Genomic DNA, 23444 nt, shown 5'->3' with positions numbered 1-23444 from the left:
ACTCCTCACTCCGAGCCGTAGTACAGCCGGAGGCACTCCTCCATCGCCGCGTCGACGCCGGCGCGGTCACCGGTGGCGAGCAGGTCCAGCAGCAGGCCGCGGACAGTGGCGAGTCCCAGCCTGGCCCGGTTCCGGGCCAGGGCAGGGTCCGCCCCCGCCCCGACCTCGGCGGCCGCGAGCGGCTCCAACCAGTCCGTCACCAGCCCTTCGAGGACCGGGGCGGCCTCGGGGCGGCCGCGCAGCGCGTGCCCGCAGATTTCGAAGAAGAGCCGCTCCTGACCCGCCAGCCGGGGGGCCGTGAGCTGCTGCCACAGCAGCCGCGCGACATCGGCGGGCGAGAGACCGGGCTCCAGGCGGAGCCGGGACAGCACGTCGCGCTGGCGTCGCTCCGACGTCCGGACGATCTCAACGAGCAGCTGTTCCTTGGAGCCGAAGTAGTGGATCAGCATGCGGTGGCTGACGCCGATCGCGGCGCCCAGCCTGCGCAGACTCAGGTCCGCGATGCCGTGTGCCGCGACGTGGTCGACAGCCGCGTCCACCAGTTGTGCGCGCCGATCCCCGTGCGCGCCTTGCTCGGCCTCGCCGTCGGGATGCGAGTCGTCCATGGTCACCATGTCACGACTGTACCAATCGGTACATGGCGCATGTACCGTGTGGTACATGAAGTCTGTCACCGTGTCGATCGACGTACCTCAGACTCCCGAGCAGGCCTACGGCTTCCTCGACGTCATGGCGAACCACGAGCGGTTCACCGACCACTACCTGACCAACTGGCGCTACACCGGCCCCGCCAGGGGCATCGGATCGTGCGCCACGGTCACCGCCGCGCTGGGCGGCACGAAGACCGACGTCACCATCGATGTCGTCGAGGCCGAGGCCCCTCGGTGCATCGTCGAACGCAACGTCAGCGCGGCCGGCCGGCGGCAGGGCCGCGGCACCTACACCATCGAACCGCTGCCCACCGGCGGGGCCCGCGTCTCGTTCACGTACACGTGGGTACGCGCCCCGCTCGCCGACCGGCTGCTGGCCCCCGTCGTACGGGCCACGATGCGGCACGCCAACCGCACGGTCATGCGACGCCTGGCCACCGAGTTGGCTTGCCACGTGTCCACCGCCGAATCCTGACGGCGGTAGGTGCCGCCCCTTCTCCCCGGCGCAGGCCCGACACCCACCGGGGCCCTGCCCTCGGGCACGAACTCCTCTAGCCGGCGCTGCGTCCCAACCAAGTGCACACGCCTGTTCTTGGCGCAGGCCGCGCACATACCTCCCCGCCCCGAGGAGACACCCCACCGGTACGCCGAAGGCCCGAGCCAAGGGCAGAACGAATTCGGCAGAAGCTGCGCGCAGATGCGCCGTTGCCCGGTGCCGAGCGGTCGGAAGACCGCCCGGCAGCAGCTCAGTACCAGGCGGTGCAGGTGATCGCCGTGTTGTAGCCGGAGTCGCCGCAGGCGCGCATCAGCTTGCCGTTGCTGTCGCGCCACGCCTCGGTCCAGACGCTGCCCCCGCTGCTGATCTCCCTCCAGCCGAGCTGCGGCTCCCAGGTCCGGCCGCCGTCACTGCTGCGGTCCACCCAGACGTGCATGCCCGGCGCTCCGCCGACGATGCGCCCCCAGGCGCAGGTGCTGTTCCCCGAGCCGTTCACCCGCAGCTCGATGCCCTGCCCCCGGCCGCCGAACGCGGTCCGGACGGTTCGGCCGTTGTCGTTGTTGCAGCCGTCGGCGGCACCGGCCGTCGTGGCGCCGGCCAGGGTCAGCAGGCCGGAGAGCAGTGCCGCGGCGGACAGCGCTGCCGCCGCCTTCTTCGTCGTACGCATCATTCGTTCCCCTCGTTCACGGCCGGGAGGCCGTCACAGTCGGTGCTCGTAGTCTGCGCACGCGGAGAAGCGGTTCCCACCTCGGACACCACAGGTTGACCACCCGGCCCGGCCTCCTGCCGCCACCGTCACCGTGTCCGCGCCGCGGGCGGGTCAGGGCCGCACCAGACGCCTGAGGGCCAGTCGCGCGAGCGGGGCGTAACCGGCCAGGACGGGCATCGGGCCGTGCAGGACGAGGCCGGTGGAGCTGCCCCGCGCATCGGGCCGCACGACGTGGTGGAGGCGCAGTCGAACCGGCCCCAGGCGGACCCTCCACGACCAGGTCCGGTGCTGGTGATCGACGCTTTCGATGACGAAGGGAATCCGCAGACCCCCGAACGATTCGACCGTCCCTGCGAGCGCTGGGACGATGCACGGGGAGTCGGTGTGGACGGCCCTGATCTGCGGTGACCAGGACGCCCACCGGTCCACGCGCACATAGCGCTCCCAGACGGTGGCGGGCGCTGCCGGGCCGGTGGCGTGGAGCGTCAGACGCGCCATGAACCGCTCGGGAGGAGTCCGCCCTGCGCGGTGACGCGCAGGGCGCTCACGCGACCTCGTCCCGCAGATACTGGCTCAGCGCCTTGCCCGGCCGGAAGGAGGCCGCGCCGTCCTCCTGCGCCAGGCTGCCGAAGCTGCCCAGGGTGACCGTCCCCTTGGACTTCAGCGCTTCGGCGATCGTTCCGGGATGCTCGACGGTGCCGAAGAGGGCGTCGAAGACGCGCCGGACGTCCTCGCTGCCCGGTCCTTCCGCGCCCGAGGCCCGGGCGACACGGCGTGCCGTCAACTCGAGGAGCTCGGTCTTGTCCATCGGCGCATCCGCCCATCGTGTCGTGTCGGTGTGGCCCAGCCGCAGCTTTTCCACCATCACCGCGTTCCGGCTCGGCCGCATCCCTAAGGGGCCTGCACGTCGCCGCTGCGACACCGGCGCACCCCGGACGTCGTGAGGCCGCCCACCGCACCACCGGCCCTGCTCCGGGCGGCGGTGCGGCGGGCGCGCCCCGGCTCGGCGCCGTGAGCGTGGTGCCGGCCGGCGGACGGCGCTCAGTCGCCCCGGGCGGGCGGCCGGTCGGGGCTCACCAGGGCAGGACGCGGCGCACGAACACGTCGTCGTGCCCGTTCGTGTCTCCCGGGTAACCGAAGACGCCGTCCGGGCCCGCTACGAGCACCGAGGTGCCGTGGGCGTCGGCAGCGATGAGGGTGCCGGACTGGTCCGTGGTGCTCTGCCCGAGGTCGAACAGCGTCTCGGTGCGTCCGGTCAGCAGATCGCGGCGGAAGAGGTCACGTCGGCCGTCGGTGTCGCCGGGGACGAGGCCGTCCGAGGTGGAGTCGAAGTAGACCCAGCGGCTGTCACCGCTGGTGACGATCTCTGTCTCGTCACCGTTGCCGTCCTCACCGGCGGTGGTCCGGGCCACCTGGACGGTCTTCCCGGTCTCCAGCTCGTGGACGTAGGCGATGTAGCGGTGCGGGAGCAGTCCGCCGGAGGGGGCCTCGGGGCGCCTGTCGATCTCCCAGCCGATGAAGGCGATGTGCCGTCCGTCCGGGGTGATCCGGCCGGAGGGGGTCCCCAGCAGCCGGTCCGGTCCCATGCTGCCGCCCTGGACACGGCCGGTGCGCAGGTCGTAGACGTACATCGGATAGAGCCTCGGCTTGCGGATCGAGGCACCGTCGTCCTGACCGGGCCCCTCGGCGCCGGAAACGGAGTCGTCGCCGGCGGGCCACTTCGCGTCCGCGGTGCCCGCAGCCCCCGTTTCCTCGGGCTCCTGGTCCCCGCCACCTGAGTCGCCGGAATCCTCCGCCAGGCTGAAGGTCCGGGAGATGAAGGCGACGCGCTGCCCGTCGGCGCTGATACTGGCCGAGCGGGAGGGCTGATCGGGAACGCCACCCTCACGGGTGACGCTGGCCAGCCGCGTGACGCCGGTCCTGCGGTCGAGGACGTAGATGTTCTGGCCGCCCCGCTCACCACCGGGAAGGTCCGGCGTGCGGGTGGAGGAGAAGGCCAGGTACCGCCCGTCCCGGCTGATCGACGGGTCGAAACCGCCCCCCTCGCCCTCCGCCGTCGCCCGCACCGTGCGGCCCGTGACCCGGTCGACGACGAACACGTCGCTCCGGTCGTCCGTGTCGTCCTCCACCAGCCCGGGCTCGTCCGACGCGAAGGCCACGTAGCGGCCGTTGCCGCTGAGCGACATCCCGCGGAACGGGACGGTGAGCTGCTTGCCGTGGTCCCCCAGGGAGACCCGCTCGACGCGTCCGGTCCAGGTGTCCCGGACGAAGGCGTCCTCGATGCCGTTGGTGTCTCCCGGCACGAGGTCGTCCGCCGCGGAGGAGAACAGCACGAACCGCCCGTTCTCACTCACGCCGCCGCCCTGCGACGGGGCCGTGAGCTGCCCGCCGCCCGGCCCGTAGCTCACCCGCTGGGTGAGCCCCGGCACCGCCGCCGGCCCGGCCCCCACCGGCGCGGCCGCCGCGGGCACGGCCATACCGGCGCCCAACAGCGCGACGGCGGCAAGGACTCCACCGCCCCGCACTGCCTGCCGGGCGGTCGGCCGCCCTCTTCCCCTGCCCCCGCCCGTCCCGCGTACCGCTCTTTCGGCCATGACCGTGCCCTCCGTCGTCTCCCCTGACGCATGCGGGCGCGGCCGGAGCCTCCGATGCCGGCGGCGGCCGCGCGCAGCAGAGCAAACCGCCCCCGCCCGCCCCGGTCAACGGCGTCCACCCGGCAGCGACGACAACGCGCCACCAGCAGCCCAAGAGCAAGGCGACCCTCCGCTTGCTCGCCCGCGCCCCGAGCCGCCGCCCCCGCCGCGCTCCGCAGACCGGTGAAGGACACCGACGATGCCGTGCGGAGTCGGCCTCCGGCAGAAGGCGAGGCCGCCCCGCCCGCCGCAGGACGCGAGGTGCGACCACGCGGCCAACTCACCTGTGGCAGGGGAGAGGATGCCCATATGACACTGCTGCCGATCACCGCACCCGCGTCCCTGCTGGACACCCACCGTCTCGATCCGGAAACCGGAGGATGGGGCCTCAGGACCGACCACGCCGTGGCGACGGCGGCCGGCGACACGTACGTGCTGACCGGCTTGCGCCGCTACCGCGGACATGCGGCCGGCTCGGCCGACCCCGCCGAGCAGAATTTCGGCTACCAGCTGATCACCCGCTACGGCACCGACGGAAAGCCCACCGCCACCGCCGTGTTCGGCCAGGCGGTGCCGGGCGGCTCCCCGTCGGCCGTGCCGGAGGGCGACGACGCGACCCTGGCCGTCATGCCGGACGGCGCGCTCGCCGTCAGCTCCGGGCCCGGCAGCACCCACCTGCTGTCCCCGGACCTCGACGAGGTCCTCGCCTCCTGGCCGATGTCATCGGGCTGGAAGAGGAAGGAGGGCCCCGGGGAGAAACCGTTCGCCGCGTCGGTCACCGTCACTCCCGCGGGCCGGCTGCTGTGCATGACCTCCGAGTACGGGATCAGCAACTGGGCCGGCGCCCTGCCCAACATCGTCGCCGTCTCCGAGCCCGGCGCCACCCTCGGCCCGGGCCGCACACCCGTGCTGCGCGCCGTCGCGACCCTGGACGCGCGCACCGACCGCCAGAGCGACGCCGACTCCTACCCGCACGTGCGGTACCGGGACGAGCCGGTGGGGCGCGGCAACCGGCCCTCGCCCTCGTTGACCGAGGCCCTGTCCGAGCTGACCGGGACGATCGGGAACCTCCACGGCTACCTCGACTCCACGATGACCCGCCCGGCAGCGCTCGGCGACGATCTGTTCGTCGTCCCGGTCTTCGGAAAGACCTACCGTTCGAGCAACCGGGGCCAGCAGTTCAGCTTCGCCCTCGTCGACGACCGCGGGGTGCTGCGGGGCCGCCTGCAAGGCCTGGACCTGCGCGAGGACAGCCCGTTCACCGGCTTCGACTTCACCGTCGTCGCCGACCCGCACCGCGCCCGCGCCTTCCACCTCAACCGCTACGGCCTGTACGCGTGGAGCGCCGACGGCGTGCTGCGCGCCCGGATACCGACCCTGGACAAGCCGTTCAAGCCCCTCGTCCACTTCGCCCTGCTGGAGTGCACCCCCGCAGGGGAGCTGCTCCTCGCCCACCGCAAGCAGCATCTGCTGCTGCGGGTGCCGGTGCCGCAGGGCCTGGACGGCCTGGCGGATGCGGTGCAGAGCGCGCTGCAGGGCTACGGCCGCGAACGCGCAGCGCTGAAGAAGCATTACGCGCCCGTCAATTGGCTCTGGCCGGACACCGCGGCCGCCGTGCACCCTCTCTGACGACCCATGCCGCAGGGCTTCTGTGAAGCGGAAAGCACTTGACCTTGTCGCAGCGACAACGTCTCTCCCCGCCCTCAAGACCACCATCGGCACCGCCCTCCACATCACGGACGGCGGACCGTTCTCCCACGGCTACAACCACTTCCTGTTCGCCACGCTCCCCGACGGAACCCCCATCGCCGCCGTCCACGTCGGCCCCCGCCCGCTGGATGCTCAACCCCCCGCCTCCCCGCCCGCGTCCGCCGCACCCTGATCGACCGGGCCAGCAACACCGACACCCTCGCAGCCCACTTCACCTGCCAGCGCGGCTACACCACCCTCACCGGCATCCTCGACTGCCCCGCCCCCAGCCGCGCACGGCCCGTGCCACGCCGCGCCTGCGCGCCCGAGCCCCGCCGCACCTGCCTGTCCGCCGCCCGGCACCGGCCGCGCCCGTCGCATCACCGCACCCTGACCGGCGGCCCATCAGATCCCAGCGCGGACCGCACCTCTCCGCCCGTCGGGGGCCCAAGATCACCAACGCTCTGACCGAGCTGTGACGGCCAGCCGGGACGGAAACGTGCCATAAAGTCTGGGAAGTCGTTCCGCAGGTACCGAGCATCCGACGGCTTCAGCCGGATCTGCTGACGGCTGTCGGCCCACCAGACCTCGAAACCGGCCACCGTGCCTTCCACCGGCCACTCATCGCCGCGTTCCGGAAGCAGCAGGACGTCGACGAAGCCCCCGACGCTCAAACCGATGTCCACGAAGATCCCGATCGCCCCGGGCCGGGGAACCTTCACGACGGTCCCTTCGAAGACCTGCCCGAAGCGCAGCCCTTGCCGGATCCGAGCCCACTCGGCATCTGTCACCACAGGCGCATCCTCGCACCCCTCACCGATCGGCTCAGCAGCAACACAGCCCACGGGCCCCGGCCTGGCCTGCCCCGGCGGCCCTCAGCTCCGAAAGGCCACCGCCGCGCGCCCCTCCAGCGTCCGACCCCCAGGGATCCCCGGGCCTGGCCCCGAACCTTCCGCCGCGCGCCTTCCACGCCGCACCCAGGCCGGGCCCCCGGCCGCACCGCGAGGCCGGACCCCTGCGGACCGCCACGCACCCGGCAGTCACACACCTCGAACCCGCCCCCTACGCCGTCCCGCCGACCCTCCTCTACCGGCACGCCGCCCTGGTCCTCATCGGCGACGCTCTCGGCGTCCTCAACGACGAGGTCCTGACCCGCCTGATCCTCACTCTGCGGCTGCCGCGCGTGCCGGACACGGCTCGAAGCACGCGCCACACACCCCGCCGACGCACCCGAGTAAACCCTGCCCTGGCTTTGTTCACCGGTCGCGGCAGCAGTGGTTCATCTCGTCGGGAGGCAGACCCGGCCGGCCGAGGCCGGTGTTCTTGAGGAGGCGAGGCACTCGCCGGGCCGGTGCTCCACGGCCCAGGCGACGCATCCTCGATGCTGGGGTCGCCGACGAAGACAGGGGCCTGATGGACTCACGGCATGACGACACTGCCGCGCCGCTTCCTGCATGCCCTCGACCGGTTCAACGCCGGCCACCCCTGGGACCACAATGCCCACTACCACCGGTGGATCATGCGGCAGCTCCCCAGAAGCTTTCCCAGGGCCCTGGACGTCGGCTCCGGCACCGGTGATCTGGCCAGGCTCCTGGCCACGCGCGCAGCGGCAGTGGACGCCATCGACTCCGATCCGGCCATCGTCGCCCGGGCACAGGAACTGACCCCTGTGCACGCTCCGGTGACCTTCACCACCGCGGACGCGCTCACTGGGGTCCCTGCTGCTTCCTACGACGTCATCACCTGCGTCGCCGTCCTTCACCACCTTTCGTTCACCGACGCCCTCGCTCATTTCCGCCGGCACCTGGCACCCGGAGGTACTTTGGTGGTCGTCGGACTCTGGCATGCACGAACTCCTGGCGACCATCTGCTCGGTGCCGCCGCCATGCCACTGAATGCCGCCCTGGGCTGGATCAAGAACAAGGGCGGCACGGCATGCCCACCGGCCTCGATGACGGCACCCGTCTGACCAGCGACCATGAGCTTTCCCGAGATCACCCGCGAAGCCCGACGCATACTGCCCGGTGCACGACTGCGCCGCCGACTGTTCTGGCGGTACACGCTGGTGTGGCGCCAGGACTGAGCCCAAAGGCCATCAGAGCCACCGCCCGCCCTTCATCCCCGGCCCCGCGCGCGGCCCGAGCACCCCGGCACCACCCGCCAGCCACGCGCCTCCACGCTCCGACCGTCCCGGCCGACGGGCCGCGCCTGGCTACACCCTGCCCTGCACACCTCCCGGCCCGGGGAGGCTGCCCGCACGCCCACAGGTCCGGCACCAGGTCCCCCTCCTCGCGCACAAAGGCGACCCTCGGCTCATACGACCTCGTCCGGGCTCTCCTGCACCGGCAGGCAACGACGCGCCACCTGCGCACGTGTGTCTGAGACTCGGCCCTGCGCCGACGCGCGCGCCCTCGAAGAGGAGCGGCGCGCCCTCGAACAGCGCCGGGACCGCTTGCGTACCCGACTCGACCTGCTCGGCGAACTCGCTGCGGATCTGCTGCGGGAGATCGGCGAGGGAGCCGGCGCCGGGGAGTTCGAGGGGCAGCGGTGGGACCGCGAACTGGACCGGGTGAACGGCGAGCGGGACGCCTACGGCGGGGAGCTGCGCGTCGTGAAGGCTCGGCGCCGTCGGCGTGAGCTCGGGCGGCCATGGAGCTGGCCGAGGAGGAGCCCTCCGAGCTGGTCGGCCACGTCGAGGTGACCGTGGAGGCGGCCGCGGGCCCGGCCACCCTGCGGCTGACCCATCTGATCCCGTGCGCGCTGTGGCGACCGACCTAGCGGGCCGTGCTGGACGGGGACGCCCTGACGCTGGAGACCGATGCCGTGGTCTGGCAGCACACCGGGGAGGACTGGTCGAACGTCCGGCTGACGCTGTCCACGGCCCGTTCCTCGCGGGCCGGCGAGCCGCCCCGGCTGGTCGAGGACCGGCTGACGCTCACGGACCGTTCGGCGGCCGAGCGCCGCACGGTCGACGTGGGGCTGCGCCAGGAGGAGATCGGCAGCCTCGGCCCGGCCTCCGTGCTCGCGTGCGAGCTGTCGGCGAAGGCGAGGTCACCGGCCTCTGAGCGGACCGTCGGCTGGGGACACCTCCGGTCGACCGGTCCGGAACTGAGCGAGGTGAGGGATAAGTCGGCTTTTTCTACCTAAATCGCCGAGTAGGGGCTCTGCGTGTTCTCACGGTGGCGCGGTCCTCCGTACGCGACCATACGGACGCCGAAACAGTCACGATCGAGCGGAAGAAGGAGCGACGTGCCCGGCAGCGAAAGTGAAAACCCGGCGATTCCCTCCCCGACCCCCACGGAGAAGCGGCCCCAGCGGAACCAGGACTGGTGGCCGAATCAGCTGGACCTGCAGGTTCTCCATCAGCATTCGCCCCTGTCCGATCCGATGGACGCGGACTTCGACTACGCGAAGGAGTTCGCGAGCCTCGACGTCGAAGCGATGAAGCGGGACGTCTTCGCGGTGATGACGGACTCCCAGGACTGGTGGCCGGCCGACTACGGCCACTACGGGCCGCTGTTCATCAGGATGAGCTGGCATGCCGCGGGGACGTACCGCGTCGCCGACGGCCGGGGCGGTGGCGGCCAGGGCGCCCAGCGGTTCGCCCCGCTCAACAGCTGGCCGGACAACGCCAGCCTCGACAAGGCGCGCCGGCTGCTCTGGCCGGTCAAGCAGAAGTACGGGCGGAAGATCTCCTGGGCCGATCTGCTGGTCTTCGCCGGCAACTGCGCCATGGAGTCCATGGGCTTCCGTACCTTCGGCTTCGGTTTCGGACGCGAGGACATCTGGGAGCCCGAGGAGATCTTCTGGGGCCCGGAGGACACCTGGCTCGGGGACGAGCGCTACAGCGGCGACCGGGAGCTCACCGGCCCCTTCGCCGCCGTACAGATGGGACTGATCTACGTCAACCCGGAGGGCCCCAACGGCAATCCGGATCCGCTGGCCGCCGCCCGGGACATCCGCGAGACATTCGGACGGATGGCGATGAACGACGAGGAGACGGTCGCGCTCATCGTCGGCGGGCACACGTTCGGCAAGTGTCACGGCGCGGTCGACCCGCAGTACATCGGGCCGGAGCCGGAGGCCGCGCCCATCGAGCAGCAGGGCATGGGCTGGCACAACACGTACGGCAGCGGCAAGGGCCCGGACACGCTCACGAGCGGACTCGAAGGCGCGTGGACCACCGCGCCGGCGAGGTGGGACAACGGCTTTCTGGAGAACCTCTTCCAATACGAGTGGGAGCTGACGACGAGCCCCGCCGGCGCGCACCAGTGGAAGCCCACCGAGCCGGGAGCCCAGGACACCGTGCCCGACGCGCACGACCCGTCGAAGCGGCACGCGCCGATGATGCTGACCACCGACCTGGCGCTGAAGGCGGACCCGGTCTACGCGCCGATCGCCAAACGCTTCCACGAGAACCCGGACGAGCTCGCGGACGCGTTCGCCAAGGCCTGGTACAAGCTGTTGCACCGTGACATGGGTCCGCTGGCGCGCTATCTCGGTCCGTGGGTGCCCGAACCGCAGCTGTGGCAGGACCCCGTTCCCGAGGTCGACCACCCGCTGGTCGGCGCCGACGACATCGCGACGCTGAAGGCCCGGATTCTGGACTCGGGTCTTTCCGTCCCGCAGCTGGTCACCACCGCCTGGGCGTCGGCGGCGAGCTTCCGCGGCACCGACAAGCGCGGCGGGGCCAACGGGGCGCGGATCCGGCTGGCGCCGCAGAAGGACTGGGAGGTCAACGACCTGCCCGAGGTGCGCCGGACGGTGGAGACCCTCGACCGGATCCGCGAGGACTTCAACGGCTCGGACGGCGGGACGAAGATCTCGCTCGCCGACCTGATCGTCCTGGGCGGCTGCGCGGCCGTCGAGCGGGCCGCGAGGAACGCCGGTCACGACATCACGGTGCCGTTCGCGCCGGGGCGTACGGACGCCTCGCAGGATCAGACGGACGTGGACACGTTCGCTGTGCTCGAACCCAGGGCGGACGGCTTCCGCAACTACCTGCGGGCGGGCGCGAAGCTGTCACCGGAGACACTGCTCCTGGACCGGGCCAACATGCTGACGCTGACCGCTCCGGAGCTGACGGTGCTGATCGGCGGCATGAGGGTGCTGAACACCGGTTTCAACGGTTCCCGGCACGGTCTGTTCACTGACCGGCCGGAGGCGCTGACCACCGACTTCTTCGTCCGGCTCCTGGACATGGGCACGGAGTGGAAGGCGTCGGAGTCGCAGGAGAACGTCTTCGAGGGCCGGGACCGGGCGACCGGCGAGGTGCGGTGGACGGCGACCGCCGTCGACCTCGTCTTCGGTTCGCACTCGCAGCTGCGGGCCCTCGCGGAGGTGTACGCGACGACGGACGCGGAGGAGAAGTTCGTCCGTGACTTTGTGGCCGCGTGGGACAAGGTGATGAACCTGGACCGCTTCGACCTGCGCCGGGCCGGCTGACACCCGGCCCTCATCCGTACCGACGGCGCGTGACGCACACGCCGTGGGTACGGGGGCAGAAGTACGTGGCCGAGCAGATCCCCTGCGGCGACGACGTCGACGAGAGCATCGGAGTTTCGGCCAACTCACCTCCGCACCCGTGCTCTTACACGGCAGGGATCGGCGCACTGCGCACCTTCGACCGGAAGACGCCTACCTCTTCGTCGTTCACCGCGATCACGCCCAGGTCCTCGAAGATGTCGAGGCCGGCGATGTAGGCGGTGGTGTGGACGCGGTGGGTTTCGGTGCCCTGGAGTCCTGAGGCGAGGAAGTCGGGGGCCGGGGTGGAGGCGGCGGCTGTCGCGTTGGTCCAGTAGTGTGCGCCGGGCTCGTACCGGTCGAGCAGCAACCGGGCGTCCGCCAGCAGGGCGTCCCGGTCCGGGCGGGAGCGGACGGGGGCCTGCTCCGACTGCCATTCCTCCGCCATGACGGCCAGCGCGGCCACTGCCGCCTGGGCGTCCAGGGGGTGCAGGTGGGCGGGCATGTCGGCCGGGGCCGGCGGGTCGAAGGGGTAGGCGGGCACGGTCTGGCGGGCGGGGTCGGGGCAGTCCATGTCCAGCCGGAGCCAGCCGCGGGGATCGGTGACCGTCCGGTGCAACACGGCATGGACATCGTGCGTCCAGTCCTCGTGCCGTCGCGGGCCGGTGGCGACGAAGATGCACTGGTCGTCCAGCAGCCGCAGCGCCGCCGCGTTCCAGGGGCTGCGGCGGGAGCGTAATTCCATGAGCAGGCCGCCGATCTCACGGGCGAAGGCGTCCTTGGGCTCGCGCGGGATGCTCCGGAGCCGGCCGAGGGCCCAGTGGACGAGCTCGCCTGCTCCTTCCGCCGCGAGTCCAGACGGCTCGCCCGGAAGCACGTCCGACGGCTCCCACGTCCCCCACAGCGCCTCGAGGTGGGCGTCCAGCAGGTCCAGGGCCCTCCGTTCGGCAGGCAGAAGCATTCCGCCACCCTAGGCCGCAGCCGTCACAGGTGCCGGTCCGACGTGAACGGCGGGGAGGACCAGCCGTGTCAGCAGCTCCACGACCCCCCGGCGCAGCGTCACTCGACCGAATCCAGGCGGTCGTATGGTGGCTCGCCGAGCGCGTGATGGAGACGGTTGACTACGTCACCGACAGTGATCACCATCACCTTTTCCGGGCGCATCATGGGCTTCACGGCCCGCCCTGTCCCAGACCCCGCTCTGCCTCGACAGGGATGACGTCGAAGACCTGGTGCTTCAGCGTACGAAAGAGACCCCCACAGCCGCGGTCCTCCTCGCGCAGCAGGTCAACGGCGAATGGCGTCCGGTGTGGATGCTCTGAATGCCCGAGGGATCCAGGGAGCCGGACCTGTTCCTGGACGCCGTAAGCGGGAAAACCGTGACACCAGACCCTCTGTAGCGAGGAAGACCAAGCAGACAGAGCTGATCAAGCAGATCGGCGCCGAGTCTCAGCACAGGCTCGCCAGCACACAACCCGGCAGCGGCGGTCGGTTGCAGCCGGGCTGCGTGCGGGGGCTACGAGAGTGTCGAGATCAGGCCCAGGCGCTGCACTTGACCACCTTGTTGCTGCTGTCCACGGTGCAGGCGCGGACCTTGAGGTCCTTGACGTTCACCCCGGTCTTGGAGTGGGCGCTGCTGGACTTGGAGTCGCCGTTTCCGCCCTCGGCCTTGCCGAAGATGCGGGTGGTCCACTCCCAGGTCGAGCCGTTCTGCCAGTTGTAGCCGACCTCCATGCGGACGGAGTAACCGTCGGCGGCACGGTCCCAGACGGTGCCGGAGAGGCTGACCTTGTAGCCCGTCCATTCGACTCCCACGGCGGCAAAGGCGCCAAGGGTCGAGTCGGTCTGGGCGTAGCGGGTGTTGGCGTAGGCGATGTAGCCGTTGTCCCAGTGGTCGGGGCGTACCTCTGCCGATGCGGAGGCAGGGGACAGTCCCAGGCAGAGTGCTGCGCCAGCGGCTGCGATCGTGGTGGTTCTGGCCAGGCGAGAGGTCACTTCGTTGCCTTCCGTTTGCTCGTGGGGATGTGGGCGGAAGCGGTCAGATGTCGAGGAGGCGGGCCTTGTAGAGAATGGGTTTGGTCGCGGTGCCTGACTTGGCCTCGACCTTCTGGTGGGTGGAGTCCCAGATGAAGCGGACGAACTCGTCGCCGTAGGAGTTGCCGAGGGAGTCAGAGGTCCAGATCCCGACGCCGGAACGGTCGCGGGAGAAGGACTTCGGGGACTTGGCCGGTATGTGCCACTGGATCGTGGGGATGCCGCCGGCCTTGTTGATTTGGATGATCTCGTCGGAGCTCGTCGCCCACAGGTACTGCGGCTCCAAGAGGTCGGGCTGCAGGTCGTGTCCGTTCTCGAAGACCGGATCGCGCACTTCCAGGGTCTGCTTCGGGTCGCTCGGGTGCGGGATCTTGTGCAGGCGGGTGGTTTCCCGGTAGCCGCTCACCGTGTACGGCCGCAGCTTGTCGCCGCCGTAGATCCAGACCCACTTCCTGGAGGCGTCCCAGACGACCCCGTGCGCCTGACGGAAAGCCCGGTCGGCATCGGGGATGCCGGTGACCTTCTGGAGGGTGCCGGACCCTACCTTGTTGGGTGCGAGGAACAACTCGTACTGCCCGCCTGCCCGCTTTCCTGCCGGCGGCTTGTCCAGGTCGTCCAGTCCCCTGGTGCCCACGACGATGACGACATCCTGGTTGGGGAGGTACTCCAGGGAGTGCGGAAAGAACGTCAGATCGTTCTTCCAGCCGAGCGCTGCGGCGTCGCTCTGCCGGTGAATCGTCACGGCCCCCTTATCCGGAGCGCCACCGCAGACCAGGAAGGCTGGTTCGCTGGAACCCTTGAACGTGCGGACCTTGATCTCCAGCGGATCCCAGCCACCCGTCTCGAACTTGGCCCAGGGCTTGGTGAAGACATTGTTCTGGATGTCTGCGGTGTGATAGTTCACAATGACCTGATTCGCCTTGTCGAGCAGAGCGACATTGAAGCCAGCACGGGACGCACGGGTTGCCTGCGGTCTGAGAATCGCTCCCCGCGCCGGTGCGGCCAACAAGCCCAGCGAGAGGGCCGACGCCCCGGCCGCCACGCTTCCACGCAGTAACTGCCGACGGTCCAAGCTCATACTTCCCCTTCCTCACAGCGCGCCGCGCTGGCGCACCTACGCCATCACACACGCAGGACCGTTGCCCTGAACCAGCCTCACGGCCACAGTTCATGAGCTGCCGTCCCCCGCTCGAGGGCCTGCGCGGTGGTTCTGATCAGTTGCCTTGCAGAGGCGGGTACGTCCAGGGGACGGCTGCCCTACATGCCCGCCCCGACATCACCCGGTACCGCACCACGCTACGAAGGGTGCGGGTGGCTGTCGTCCCACCAAGAGTTGATGCGTGTACCGCAGAAGGTTGACATCGCGGCTTCGTGTGCGGCCCGCGGCGCGCTTCCCACACAGCCCGCTGCGGAAAGGAAGGGAATCTCGCCTACAGGAAGCCGGCATGCGGGCCCCGACGGCCCCCGTCCCCACGTAGACAGGTACGGGTGGGTTGGCGCGGACGATCACCTCAGGCGCACGGCCTGGCGGTCCTCTACAGCGGCAACCCCGGCCTGGAGGCCACCCTGGGCACCGGCGGCATGAGCTTCCACCGGGCGACGCCGCCGCCCTCGCCTCGCTCATCGACACCTGGCCGCCACGGCACTTCCCCTCCTAGCTGCCCAACCCCGACCACCAGCGAGTGACCCCGGGAGAACTTGACCTCGGAGACGGGAGCCGCGCTCTTGACCGGGCCCGCTGTGCGCGGGACGGTCAGGTGCGCAACCAAGACGCCGTTTAATTTGGTGCAGCACGATGAGAGTGGCTGTCACAGTGATCGGTATGGATCTCCCTCCCGCCACAGTGCTCATCTTTGATCAGGACGAAGACCTGATCGTCTTCGAGTCCTTCGTGCACGCCACGAACTACCTTGAGGCGATTGACGTATCGGCGGGTGAATACACGGCGGCGTACTCACCGGAGGGTCGCCTGCTGGCACTGGCTGCTCCCGAAGGCCCGCAAGGCGCGGTCGTTCTGACCATGACCGACAGAAGTGACCTGGCCGATTTGGAGCGGAGAGTGGCCCGCTACTGGCAACGTCACCACATAGGCCAGCCCTCGCGTGACCCGCTGCAGACAGCCCGCTTCTTGATTGACAGGGACAACCAGCCCCGCAAGGGATGGCTGAGCCGGGTCACTGGCCGCCTGCTGAGACGCAACAGTCCTGGGGACGTGCCGACGGCACCGCCTCACGATCGTTCCACCGGGCAAGGCGGCGGTGAGCGATGAGGGCTGCGGCGATGCCGACGAAGGCAAGGAAGTGCTCGGCCTTGCGTTCGTAGCGGCGGTGCAGGCGTCGGCATCCGGCCAGCCAGGACACCGTCCTCTCGACCACCCACCGGTGGCGCCCCAGCCGCTGCGAGAACTCGATGCCTTTGCGGGCGATGCGATAGCGGATGCCGCGCTTGCTGAGCCATCGGCGCAGATGGTCGTAGTCGTAGCCCTTGTCGGCACGAAGCTTGGCCGGTCGCCGGCGGCGCGGGCCGCGCCGGGAGCGGATCGGCGGGATCCCGCGCACCAGTGGCTTCAGGTCGAGACTGTCGTGCACGTTGGCGCCGGAGATGCCCAGCGACAGGGGCAGACCGTTCCGGTCCGTGATCAAGTGGATTTTCGATCCGCTCTTGCCGCGGTCGGTCGGATTCGGTCCAGTCAGGGGCCCCCTTTTGTGGCCCTGAGGCTGACGGAGTCGATCGCGCAGCGCGACCAGTCCAGCTGACCGCGGGCGCCGAGTTCGTCCAGGAGGATGCGGTGGAGCCGGGCCCAGACCCGGTCCTGGCTCCACTGGGCGAAACGGCGGTAGACCGTCGGCCAGGCCGGGCCGAACACCGGGGGCAGCTGCCGCCAGGTACATCCTGAGGTGGCTACGAAGATGATCGCGGCCAGGCATTCGCGGTCACCGGCCCGCCGTCGGCCACCGCCCTGCGGACGAATCACCTCCCTCGGCAGAACCACCCGCCGGAACAGCGTCCATAACTCATACGGCACCAACCGCTCGATCAGATCCGTCATGCACGGTTCGACGAACGATCACACCAAAGGAAACGACGCCTAAGACGACCAACGCACGGCAGACGGCCGCCGCAGCGACCCGCCTTGCAAGATCAACTATACGTGTGCCCGCCGTTTCCCTGTACACCGGATCTGCCTGGCCGTCATCAGGCAGCAGCCTCCTGTGTCCGCCGCATGTTCACCGTTGGCGCCACTACGCGTGCGTCTGACGGACGTCCGCATCGATCACATAGCGCAGTACTTCGCGGTCGTCTGCGGGCAGCTGTCCGCCGAGGAGGTTGGCGGACAGCCGGTACGCCTTGGCCAGTTGCGGGTCTGCGGCGGTGAGGATGCTGGTGAGTAGCGGTTCATCCCGTTCCGCGCCTGCGTCCACCAGGGCGATCAGCCGCTTGCGTTCCTGGTCGGTCAGATGCGGCAGGGCGGAGGCGGCACCGTCCGATCCGCTCCCGAGTCACCGGCACTCGCATCCGACCGGAATAATCACGGACCGACGTCCTGGAGTGCGGCCGCTTGTCGGACGCGTGCCGTCTGGAGCTTGGCAAGATCGGCGTAGGGCACGGTCTGCGGAAGATCCTCGCTCGTGACCCGAACCAGCGTGCCGCCGAGGCGGGTGACGATCATTGTCTCCGGGCCGGTGAACGCATCGGTCTCGTCCGTGTCCAGCCGCACGTCCAAGGGACGGGCCCGGCTGCCGGCCTTGCTGCGCTCCCCGGCCGCCAAGCCCTTCATCGCCGCCTTGGCGTCACCCGGCGTGCCGAAGGCGTAGATGCGGAAGACGACCTGGCCGCCGGAAATCGATTGCCGGATGAAAGACGATCCTAGAGCGACGAATCCGTCGCACTGGGTGCCCGTGTCCTTCCGGCACGTCCTGAGGGACTCCTCCGGCACGGGGATCTCCGCGCCGAATCCTTCCCACCCGTCCGGGGCGCTCTCCGTGTCGACCAGCGCTTTGCGCACCTGGTCCTGGGTAAGTACGACCGGTGCCTTCGCTCCCCGGTCCCCGCCGGTGGCTCGCTCGTCCGCCTGGCCCGCGTGAGCGGACGCCGTGCTGTCACCGGGGGCTGGGGATTCCCCGCCGCCACCGCAAGCGGTGAGCCCCGTCAGCATCACCGCACCGACCGCGAACCCCCGAGCCGTCCGAAACACCTGCATCTCCCCCTGTCGAGTCAACCCGCGCCCACCGGCCGTCCCGCGCCTTGGGTACCGGGTGCGGCTGCGAAAACCCTACCGAAGGGACGATTGGGCGGCTGACCGTCCCCAGTCCCGCCGGGCGGCCGCTCTCGTCCACAGAGAAAGCGCGAAAGCTGTTGCAGAGCAAGGAGTTCGGCGTGCTGATCGTGGGCGGGGGAGTGGAGCCGGATGCCCGCGCAGCGATCAAGGAGTTCGCAGCGGAGCACGGAGTGCGGCGAGTGATCGACGGCGCGCTCACGGCACCGTTCGACGCGTACGTGCGGCGGGAGTTCGAGCCGCAGATCAGCCAGGCCGCCTCCGAAGCCGGCTGACCACGCCCAACCGGCGGCTCCTGAACGCGCTGTCCCGTGCTCTCCCATCCCCGTCCTGGGGCCCGGGGCCTGCCGACCCGGACACACCAGGCCCGGACCGGCCACGGATGATCCCGGAGTCCGAATGGTCGCCGACGAAGCCGACGCCCACGACCCGCACACCCGCACCTGCACGTCGACAGCAGTGTGATCCGCGGCGGCGGCCTGCCGGCCGACGGTGCGGGTTCGTGGTGGTGTTTGGTGTGCGGGTTTTGGGCTGTGAGTTCTTCAGGGGTGTTCAAAATGGTGGGGCGGCGTCCTGTGGGGAGAGGCCGGGCGGTCATGGTAATGGCTTCCTGTCGCTGTCGCTGTCGCTGCCGGGTCGGCTGGCTGGCTTCGCCGGGGGCCGGGGGCCGGGGGCCGGAGGCCCGGTAGGTGCCCTCTACGGCGGGCTGGATGCAGGGGTTGTCCCAGGTCCAGCGTCGTTCGGTGTACCGGCTGAAGTGGAGTTCTCCCATTCCGGTCCGGGGGGACAGCTGCTGGCCTGCTTCAACGACCGCGTCGCACGTTGCGTCTGCGTGCACGTCACTCAGCGTGCATGGCGGACGCGGCATCACTGCACCCGGCACGGGGGCCGCCGCGCTGTGCGGGGTGCTGCCGGGAGGTCAGCCTGTCAGCTGGGCGCGGTCCAGCGCGTCGGTGGGAGCGCAGGGGACGTTGGGCTGTACACCGGTGCCTCCCCAGTTGGTGCCGGAGACGGGATTGACGGCACGGCCGATGGGGATCGAGGCTTCCAGGTGGGGGTGTACGGTCCAGCCATCCCGGGGGTGCGCGCCGCCGCGGGTGGGTTCGCCGACGATGACCGCGCGGGCGAGCTGCTGAAGGTCGTAGGCCAGTTCCTCGGCGGCGGAGAAAGTGTGGTTGCTGGTCAGCACGTACACCGGTTTGGTGCCGCCGAAGCGGGTGCCGGACACGTGCGGCTGGGTCCAGGACTGCTCGGTGCGTTCGCCGTCGCGCCAGTACATGGAGTCGAGGTGGGTGCGTTGGTCCAGCAGGTGGCGGCAGATGAAGGCGACCGTGTCCGGGTCGCCGCCCCGGTTGGCCCTGAGGTCCACGATCAGCGCTTGGGCGCGGGAGGTCAGGGAGGTGTCGAAGTCCTTGCGGATGGACTCCAGGACTGCCGCCCCTTGCTTCTCCGGTACCTGGTCGGCGTGGTACTGCAGGCTCAGGTGCCGGTCGCCGTTGACGGACTGCAGGTCCGCGTGCTGATGCTCGCAATCGGCCCTCGGCATTGCGGTGTCAGTGCTCCCCCATACTCCGGGCAGCGCCAGGCCCGCACCACGTCCAGCTCGCAGCATCGCGTTTCGGCCTCCGGCCGGTCCAGCCGGACGTCGTCGTGGAGTCCGCCGGGGACACAGCTGTCGACGACGGCCGCTACCGGCACCCGGTGCGGTATCTGCGTGCCCGCGACGACATGGGCCCCCGCTCAGCTCCCGCCCGCGGACCTGATCCCACGGCTTCACGTGCCGACGTCGTCCGATGTCGGGCGGCTGTTCAGGCTGTCGACCATAGATTCGAAGAGCGCGCCCGGAACCCGGCCAAGTGGGCGTGCCACGCCCGGGATTCACTGTTCTCGCGTTGGCTCACGTGTCACAGTGGGGAGCTCTGCATGGGTGATCTCTTTGCCGTGCGGGCGCCGCGACGGACGTCTGGGGGACGTATGGCTGCATTGACGAGTGACGTGTCCAGGCAGGAACGGCCGAACGGCCTGGTGCGTGATGTCGTGCGCGCGGTCGTCGCCGGTGTCGCACCGGACGAGTTGCCGGTGGTGGACGGGCTTCGTCGGTTCGACGACGCGACGGTAGTCCGCCGGCTCGGCGGATCCGGCGAGCGCCGTGTACCGCTGGGGTTCGGGGCCGGCGAGATCGTGCTGCTGGTCACTCCGGTCGTGTGGCCCGTGCTGAACGAGTTGGGTCAGCGGCTGGTGACTCGGACGGCCGACGCCGCCGAGCAGGGCGCGGGCACCGTGTTCCGGCGGCTCTTCCGCCGTCGGCAGGCTCCGGTCGAGGTTCCCCCACTGACGCGCGAGCAGATGGCCGAGGTGCGTCAACTCGTCCTCGTGGCGGCCGAGAAGCGCCGGCTCTCCCGGCGGCGGGCCGAGGAGATCGCGGACGCGGTGGTGGCCGAACTGGCCCTGGCCGCCCCGTCCGAACCCGAGGCCCCGTCCGAACCCGACCCCCCGCCTGCCGCCGACGGGTCCGGCGCAGGCCGGAGATAGGTGCGGGGCATGGGAGCCGCCAGGGAAGGGGCTCGCCCGCGGGCACCGGAGGCGTCCCGCCCGCGCATCGACGAGCGGGTGCTGGGCGCGGGCACCGGCGCCCGTTTCGCGATGCTGCTGCTTCTGCTGCTGGCGGCCAGTGGCTCCCTGATGCTGGCCGTCCTGAGCTCCCTGGCCGACGGGGACCGGGCCGGCTGCGAGCTGGCGGCCGGTGTCGACCCCGGCGATCCCGATCCGTGGACGCCGGTGATCAGGATCGTCGGTCAGCAGCCCGCCTTCGACTTCTGCATGTCCCGGTGGGCGCCCTCGCCGCCCTGGTGGCAGGTGGCCGTGTGGCCGGCGCTGCTGCTCGTCGGCGCGGCGGTGCTGTTCCGCGTGCTGCCGTTGTGGAAGGCCCGGCGGAGCCGGGTAGTGCCGCTGGAGGCGGTGGACCCGGATGGGCGGCTCCGCGCCCGGATCGACCTCCTTGTTTCGGAGACCGGCCTGAGGAAGACGCCCCGTGTCGTCGTCGACCCGGCCGCCGCCACGGCAGGCGCCGTGGTCTTCGGCAGCACCCGCCGCCCGGTTCTGTGCCTCCACGGCGGACTTCTGGCCGTCCACCGCGCCGATCCCGTGCGGTTCCGCGCCGTGCTGCTCCACGAACTGGCGCACATCGCCAACCGGGACATCACACTCACCTACGCCACGGTCGCCGTCTGGCGGGTGTTCTTCCTGCTGGTGCTCGTGCCCGCGCTCCTCTGGGAGGGCTACCAGGTCCACGAGGACATCACCGCCGGAAGCGGCCCCTACCTGGACCGGGACGTCCTCCTGGCCGTCCTTACCGCCGCCCCTGTGCACCTGGCCCGGTCGGAGATCCTTCGCGGCCGTGAAATCTGGGCCGACCTCACCGCGCTGCGCTGGGCCGCGGATCCGCGCGGGTGGCCCACCGCGGTGACGCGACCGGCAGGTGCCGTCCGCCGCACTCTGCGACGCCTCGCCGGGCTGTGGAACACCCATCCGCACATGAGTCTGCGGCGGGAGGCGCTGGCCGACCCCGAGCCGCTGTTCCGCGTCTCGGCACTCATGGTCTTCCTGACCGGCGCCACGGCCTGCACGGTGCATATCCATCTGCTCAACAACGTGGCGCCGTACGGCACGGCAACCACGTTCAGGTCCCTGGCCGCCGCACTTCTTCCCGCGGTGCTGATCGCTGCGGGCGTGGGGATCGCGCTCTGGCGGGCGGTCGCGTACGCCGTGCTCACCGGAGCGCCCGTAGTGTCCGGAGCGGCGCCCGGCGCCTGGCTCGGCGCCGGTATGTCTGCCGCCACGGTCGTGGCGGGCACGGGCATGGGCGCCCACTGGATACCAGCGCGTCCCTGGATGCTGCTGGTGCCCGTGGCGGTCGGGGCGGTCGTCGGCGCGTGGTCGACCCGGTGCGCCGATCTGTGGACCCGTACCTGGCGGGGGCGGACGCTGCGCCCCGCCCTGCTGACCGGCCAGACCTGCATCGTCGTCGTACTCGCCGCCTGGCTGGTGTGGTGGTACTCGTACGGCGACGCCTACCTCACCGGCTTCCCGGTGGTGCCCGCGGAGGGAGTCGCCCGGTGGGTGGCCGCCCGCTACCCCACGACCGCCCCGCCCGAGGACGTGCTCGACCTGCCGGGGCTGATGCTGGTACCTGTACTGGACGGCTTCGCGGCCGTCCCGCTCGTCGCGGTCGGGGCCGCCCTCTTGTGGGTGGTGCCGTTGGCAGCCTGGGCGGTCGGACCGCCCGGCGGACGGCCCCGGTGGATGTCCGCGGGACCGCCCCTCCCCGCCGCCGACGTGCCCCCGCTGCGGCAGGTACTGATGCCGGCCCTGGCCGGCGGGGCGCTGGCCTGCCTCGCGTTGCTGCTGCTGCGGGCGTACCTGCACGACGGACAGCCACCGCCGGACGCGCGCGGTGGCGTGTACGCCTTGCGACATGTGTTCTGGACGCTGACGGCCCTTGCCGTGCCGTCGCTCCTCGCCGCCGTGGCGGCCGCGATGGTGGCGGGACGCTTCCGGTTGCCGGCTGCGCTGGTCGCGGCGCAGACCACGACCCTCCTGGGGTACGCGGGGGTGACCGCGCTGGTCTCCGTGGACGGCTGCCTGGGGTTCCTGAACGTGCTCGGGGACGACTGCGGCGTACGGGCACCCTGGCGGGTGGCGCAGTTCCCGCATCTACTGCTGCTCAACGTCGCTTCGGTGCTCGGCGTCCTTGCCGCGGTCACCGCCACGGCCGTGGTGGCCGCCGTGCCCCGTATCCGGTCGCTGCCGGTCCTCGCTCAGTGGCGTGGGGCGCCGTCGGCGACACGGGTCGCCCGTAGGCGGATGGGCGTGGCCGCCCTGTGCACGATCGCGGTGGGTGCGTCGGCGACGGTCGGCGGCGTGCATCTCCGGGTGCTCTCCGCGGAGCCGAAGACGAGTACCGCAGCGGCTCAGGTGACGCAAGTGCTCGGTGTCCCCGACCGCCCTGTGCCTGCGGCGACCCGCGTGAGCCAGATCGACGCCTGGTACCACCTCGGCGGCGACGGCGGCCTTCACCTGGTGACCTTGTACGGCGGCCGACTGGCCACCGCCCTTCGGCAGGCGAAGAACACGGACTCCTGGGACTCCCTGGAGCGGCGCTTCCGGCCGCTGTGCGAGGACTGGGCACGGGTCGGTGTCTTCGAGGTGGTCTGGTTCCGGGTGCCCGACCCGGACATCGGGGCCGACTGGCACGCGACGGCCGCGCGCGCCGCGGACGGCAGTCGGCGGTGCGCACAGGCGCTGGACGCCCGCGACCGGCCTGCATTCCTGACCGCGCTCCGGCAGTTGGTCGGCGCCGGGAACTGCGCGGCGAAGGTCAACGCCCGCATCGACACCCTGTTGCGGGACAGCGGCCGTCGCGGCACCGCGCACCGCCCCGTGGAGAACCCGGCCTGTGCGCGTGTGACGCAGTGACCGTGCGCTCAGCATGCTG

General features: G+C 70.8%; 18 protein-coding genes and 4 pseudogenes. 8 read left to right on the top strand and 14 right to left on the bottom strand.

All coding sequences use genetic code 11. From position 1 onward, the window contains the following. Positions 1–5 precede the first annotated feature (5 nt). On the bottom strand, positions 6–614 hold the full coding sequence (locus ACIRG6_RS25730; protein ID WP_403324691.1) for a TetR/AcrR family transcriptional regulator: 609 nt from the start codon (positions 612–614) through the stop codon (positions 6–8). 46 nt (positions 615–660) lie between these two features. Between ACIRG6_RS25730 and ACIRG6_RS25725 the strand changes: the two genes are divergently transcribed. Beyond that, positions 661–1125 carry an SRPBCC family protein gene (locus ACIRG6_RS25725; RefSeq protein ID WP_364684764.1) on the top strand — a complete coding sequence of 155 codons (465 nt, stop codon included), beginning with the start codon at positions 661–663 and terminating at the stop codon, positions 1123–1125. A gap of 271 nt (positions 1126–1396) precedes the next feature. Here the strand turns inward: ACIRG6_RS25725 and ACIRG6_RS25720 are convergent, their stop codons facing one another. The 4 genes from ACIRG6_RS25720 to ACIRG6_RS25705 all read right to left on the bottom strand — a co-directional run bounded on the left by ACIRG6_RS25720 (position 1397) and on the right by ACIRG6_RS25705 (position 4332). After that, complete coding sequence (locus ACIRG6_RS25720) at positions 1397–1816, bottom strand: glycosyl hydrolase (protein WP_364684766.1); 420 nt, start codon at positions 1814–1816, stop codon at positions 1397–1399. A gap of 150 nt (positions 1817–1966) precedes the next feature. Further along, on the bottom strand, positions 1967–2353 hold the full coding sequence (locus ACIRG6_RS25715; RefSeq protein ID WP_364684768.1) for an SRPBCC family protein: 387 nt from the start codon (positions 2351–2353) through the stop codon (positions 1967–1969). 46 nt (positions 2354–2399) lie between these two features. Further along, on the bottom strand, positions 2400–2663 hold the full coding sequence (locus tag ACIRG6_RS25710; RefSeq protein ID WP_364684770.1) for a hypothetical protein: 264 nt from the start codon (positions 2661–2663) through the stop codon (positions 2400–2402). A 265-nt stretch (positions 2664–2928) separates the two neighbouring features. Next, positions 2929–4332 carry a TolB-like translocation protein gene (locus ACIRG6_RS25705; protein WP_403324690.1) on the bottom strand — a complete coding sequence of 468 codons (1404 nt, stop codon included), beginning with the start codon at positions 4330–4332 and terminating at the stop codon, positions 2929–2931. 465 nt (positions 4333–4797) lie between these two features. Between ACIRG6_RS25705 and ACIRG6_RS25700 the strand changes: the two genes are divergently transcribed. Beyond that, on the top strand, positions 4798–6117 hold the full coding sequence (locus ACIRG6_RS25700) for a hypothetical protein (RefSeq protein WP_403324689.1): 1320 nt from the start codon (positions 4798–4800) through the stop codon (positions 6115–6117). Positions 6118–6557: 440 nt separating this feature from the next. On the opposite strand, the gene ACIRG6_RS25695 is transcribed toward ACIRG6_RS25700, so the two are convergent. Continuing rightward, complete coding sequence (locus ACIRG6_RS25695) at positions 6558–6968, bottom strand: hypothetical protein (RefSeq protein WP_403324688.1); 411 nt, start codon at positions 6966–6968, stop codon at positions 6558–6560. A 635-nt stretch (positions 6969–7603) separates the two neighbouring features. Here ACIRG6_RS25695 and ACIRG6_RS25690 point away from each other — a divergent pair. From ACIRG6_RS25690 to katG, 3 genes and pseudogenes are all read left to right on the top strand, one after another. Next, positions 7604–8260, top strand: a pseudogene (locus ACIRG6_RS25690) (class I SAM-dependent methyltransferase). 299 nt (positions 8261–8559) lie between these two features. Then, a pseudogene (locus ACIRG6_RS25685) lies at positions 8560–9201 on the top strand (DUF4139 domain-containing protein); the annotation flags it as partial. Between the two features lie 225 nt (positions 9202–9426). Further along, a complete protein-coding gene (gene katG, locus ACIRG6_RS25680; protein ID WP_403324687.1) occupies positions 9427–11622 on the top strand; it encodes a catalase/peroxidase HPI in 2196 nt (731 codons plus the stop codon). Between the two features lie 145 nt (positions 11623–11767). Here katG and ACIRG6_RS25675 read toward each other — a convergent pair whose 3' ends face one another. The 6 genes and pseudogenes from ACIRG6_RS25675 to ACIRG6_RS25650 all read right to left on the bottom strand — a co-directional run bounded on the left by ACIRG6_RS25675 (position 11768) and on the right by ACIRG6_RS25650 (position 17830). Then, positions 11768–12601 carry a hypothetical protein gene (locus ACIRG6_RS25675; RefSeq protein WP_403324686.1) on the bottom strand — a complete coding sequence of 278 codons (834 nt, stop codon included), beginning with the start codon at positions 12599–12601 and terminating at the stop codon, positions 11768–11770. Positions 12602–13173: 572 nt separating this feature from the next. Continuing rightward, a complete protein-coding gene (locus tag ACIRG6_RS25670) occupies positions 13174–13635 on the bottom strand; it encodes a hypothetical protein (RefSeq protein ID WP_392136059.1) in 462 nt (153 codons plus the stop codon). 43 nt (positions 13636–13678) lie between these two features. Next, a complete protein-coding gene (locus ACIRG6_RS25665; RefSeq protein ID WP_403324685.1) occupies positions 13679–14752 on the bottom strand; it encodes a hypothetical protein in 1074 nt (357 codons plus the stop codon). Between the two features lie 1162 nt (positions 14753–15914). Continuing rightward, positions 15915–16723, bottom strand: a pseudogene (locus ACIRG6_RS25660) (IS5 family transposase); the annotation flags it as partial. A 193-nt stretch (positions 16724–16916) separates the two neighbouring features. Further along, positions 16917–17096, bottom strand: coding sequence for a hypothetical protein (locus tag ACIRG6_RS25655; RefSeq protein WP_403324684.1), 180 nt, complete (start codon positions 17094–17096; stop codon positions 16917–16919). Between the two features lie 107 nt (positions 17097–17203). Beyond that, positions 17204–17830, bottom strand: a complete 627-nt coding sequence (locus ACIRG6_RS25650) for a hypothetical protein (protein WP_403324875.1) — start codon at positions 17828–17830, stop codon at positions 17204–17206. Positions 17831–18051: 221 nt separating this feature from the next. Between ACIRG6_RS25650 and ACIRG6_RS25645 the strand changes: the two genes are divergently transcribed. Continuing rightward, positions 18052–18225 (top strand): hypothetical protein, encoded by a 174-nt coding sequence (locus tag ACIRG6_RS25645; RefSeq protein WP_403324874.1) that lies wholly within the window; start codon positions 18052–18054, stop codon positions 18223–18225. A gap of 290 nt (positions 18226–18515) precedes the next feature. On the opposite strand, the pseudogene ACIRG6_RS25640 reads toward ACIRG6_RS25645, so the two are convergent. Both ACIRG6_RS25640 and ACIRG6_RS25635 read right to left on the bottom strand, forming a co-directional pair. After that, positions 18516–18818: pseudogene (locus ACIRG6_RS25640) on the bottom strand (DUF6193 family natural product biosynthesis protein); the annotation flags it as partial. A gap of 51 nt (positions 18819–18869) precedes the next feature. Beyond that, positions 18870–19496, bottom strand: coding sequence for a S41 family peptidase (locus ACIRG6_RS25635; RefSeq protein ID WP_403324683.1), 627 nt, complete (start codon positions 19494–19496; stop codon positions 18870–18872). A gap of 449 nt (positions 19497–19945) precedes the next feature. On the opposite strand from ACIRG6_RS25635, the gene ACIRG6_RS25630 reads away from it, so the two are divergent. Beyond that, positions 19946–20482, top strand: a complete 537-nt coding sequence (locus tag ACIRG6_RS25630) for a hypothetical protein (protein WP_403324682.1) — start codon at positions 19946–19948, stop codon at positions 20480–20482. Between the two features lie 9 nt (positions 20483–20491). After that, a complete protein-coding gene (locus ACIRG6_RS25625) occupies positions 20492–23425 on the top strand; it encodes a M48 family metalloprotease (RefSeq protein WP_364684796.1) in 2934 nt (977 codons plus the stop codon). The last annotated feature ends 19 nt before the right edge of the window (positions 23426–23444 follow it).

The sequence above is a fragment of the Streptomyces flaveolus genome (assembly GCF_044765825.1).
Classification (GTDB): Bacteria; Actinomycetota; Actinomycetes; order Streptomycetales; family Streptomycetaceae; genus Streptomyces; species Streptomyces flaveolus.
The sequence above is the reverse complement of the archived record's forward strand: the minus strand, read 5'-3'. Positions and strand labels throughout refer to the sequence as shown.

Excerpts from the sequence above, each read along its gene's own strand:
- ACIRG6_RS25730 (WP_403324691.1), bottom strand. The coding sequence starts at position 614 with ATGGTGACCATGGACGACTCGCATCCCGACGGCGAGGCCGAGCAAGGC.
- ACIRG6_RS25725 (WP_364684764.1), top strand. The coding sequence starts at position 661 with ATGAAGTCTGTCACCGTGTCGATCGACGTACCTCAGACTCCCGAGCAG.
- ACIRG6_RS25715 (WP_364684768.1), bottom strand. The coding sequence starts at position 2,353 with ATGGCGCGTCTGACGCTCCACGCCACCGGCCCGGCAGCGCCCGCCACC.
- ACIRG6_RS25625 (WP_364684796.1), top strand. The coding sequence starts at position 20,492 with ATGGGAGCCGCCAGGGAAGGGGCTCGCCCGCGGGCACCGGAGGCGTCC.
- ACIRG6_RS25720 (WP_364684766.1), bottom strand. The coding sequence starts at position 1,816 with ATGATGCGTACGACGAAGAAGGCGGCGGCAGCGCTGTCCGCCGCGGCA.
- ACIRG6_RS25665 (WP_403324685.1), bottom strand. The coding sequence starts at position 14,752 with ATGAGCTTGGACCGTCGGCAGTTACTGCGTGGAAGCGTGGCGGCCGGG.
- ACIRG6_RS25705 (WP_403324690.1), bottom strand. The coding sequence starts at position 4,332 with ATGGCCGTGCCCGCGGCGGCCGCGCCGGTGGGGGCCGGGCCGGCGGCG.
- ACIRG6_RS25650 (WP_403324875.1), bottom strand. The coding sequence starts at position 17,830 with ATGCTGACGGGGCTCACCGCTTGCGGTGGCGGCGGGGAATCCCCAGCC.
- ACIRG6_RS25710 (WP_364684770.1), bottom strand. The coding sequence starts at position 2,663 with ATGGACAAGACCGAGCTCCTCGAGTTGACGGCACGCCGTGTCGCCCGG.
- ACIRG6_RS25675 (WP_403324686.1), bottom strand. The coding sequence starts at position 12,601 with ATGCTTCTGCCTGCCGAACGGAGGGCCCTGGACCTGCTGGACGCCCAC.
- ACIRG6_RS25635 (WP_403324683.1), bottom strand. The coding sequence starts at position 19,496 with ATGCCGAGGGCCGATTGCGAGCATCAGCACGCGGACCTGCAGTCCGTC.
- ACIRG6_RS25700 (WP_403324689.1), top strand. The coding sequence starts at position 4,798 with ATGACACTGCTGCCGATCACCGCACCCGCGTCCCTGCTGGACACCCAC.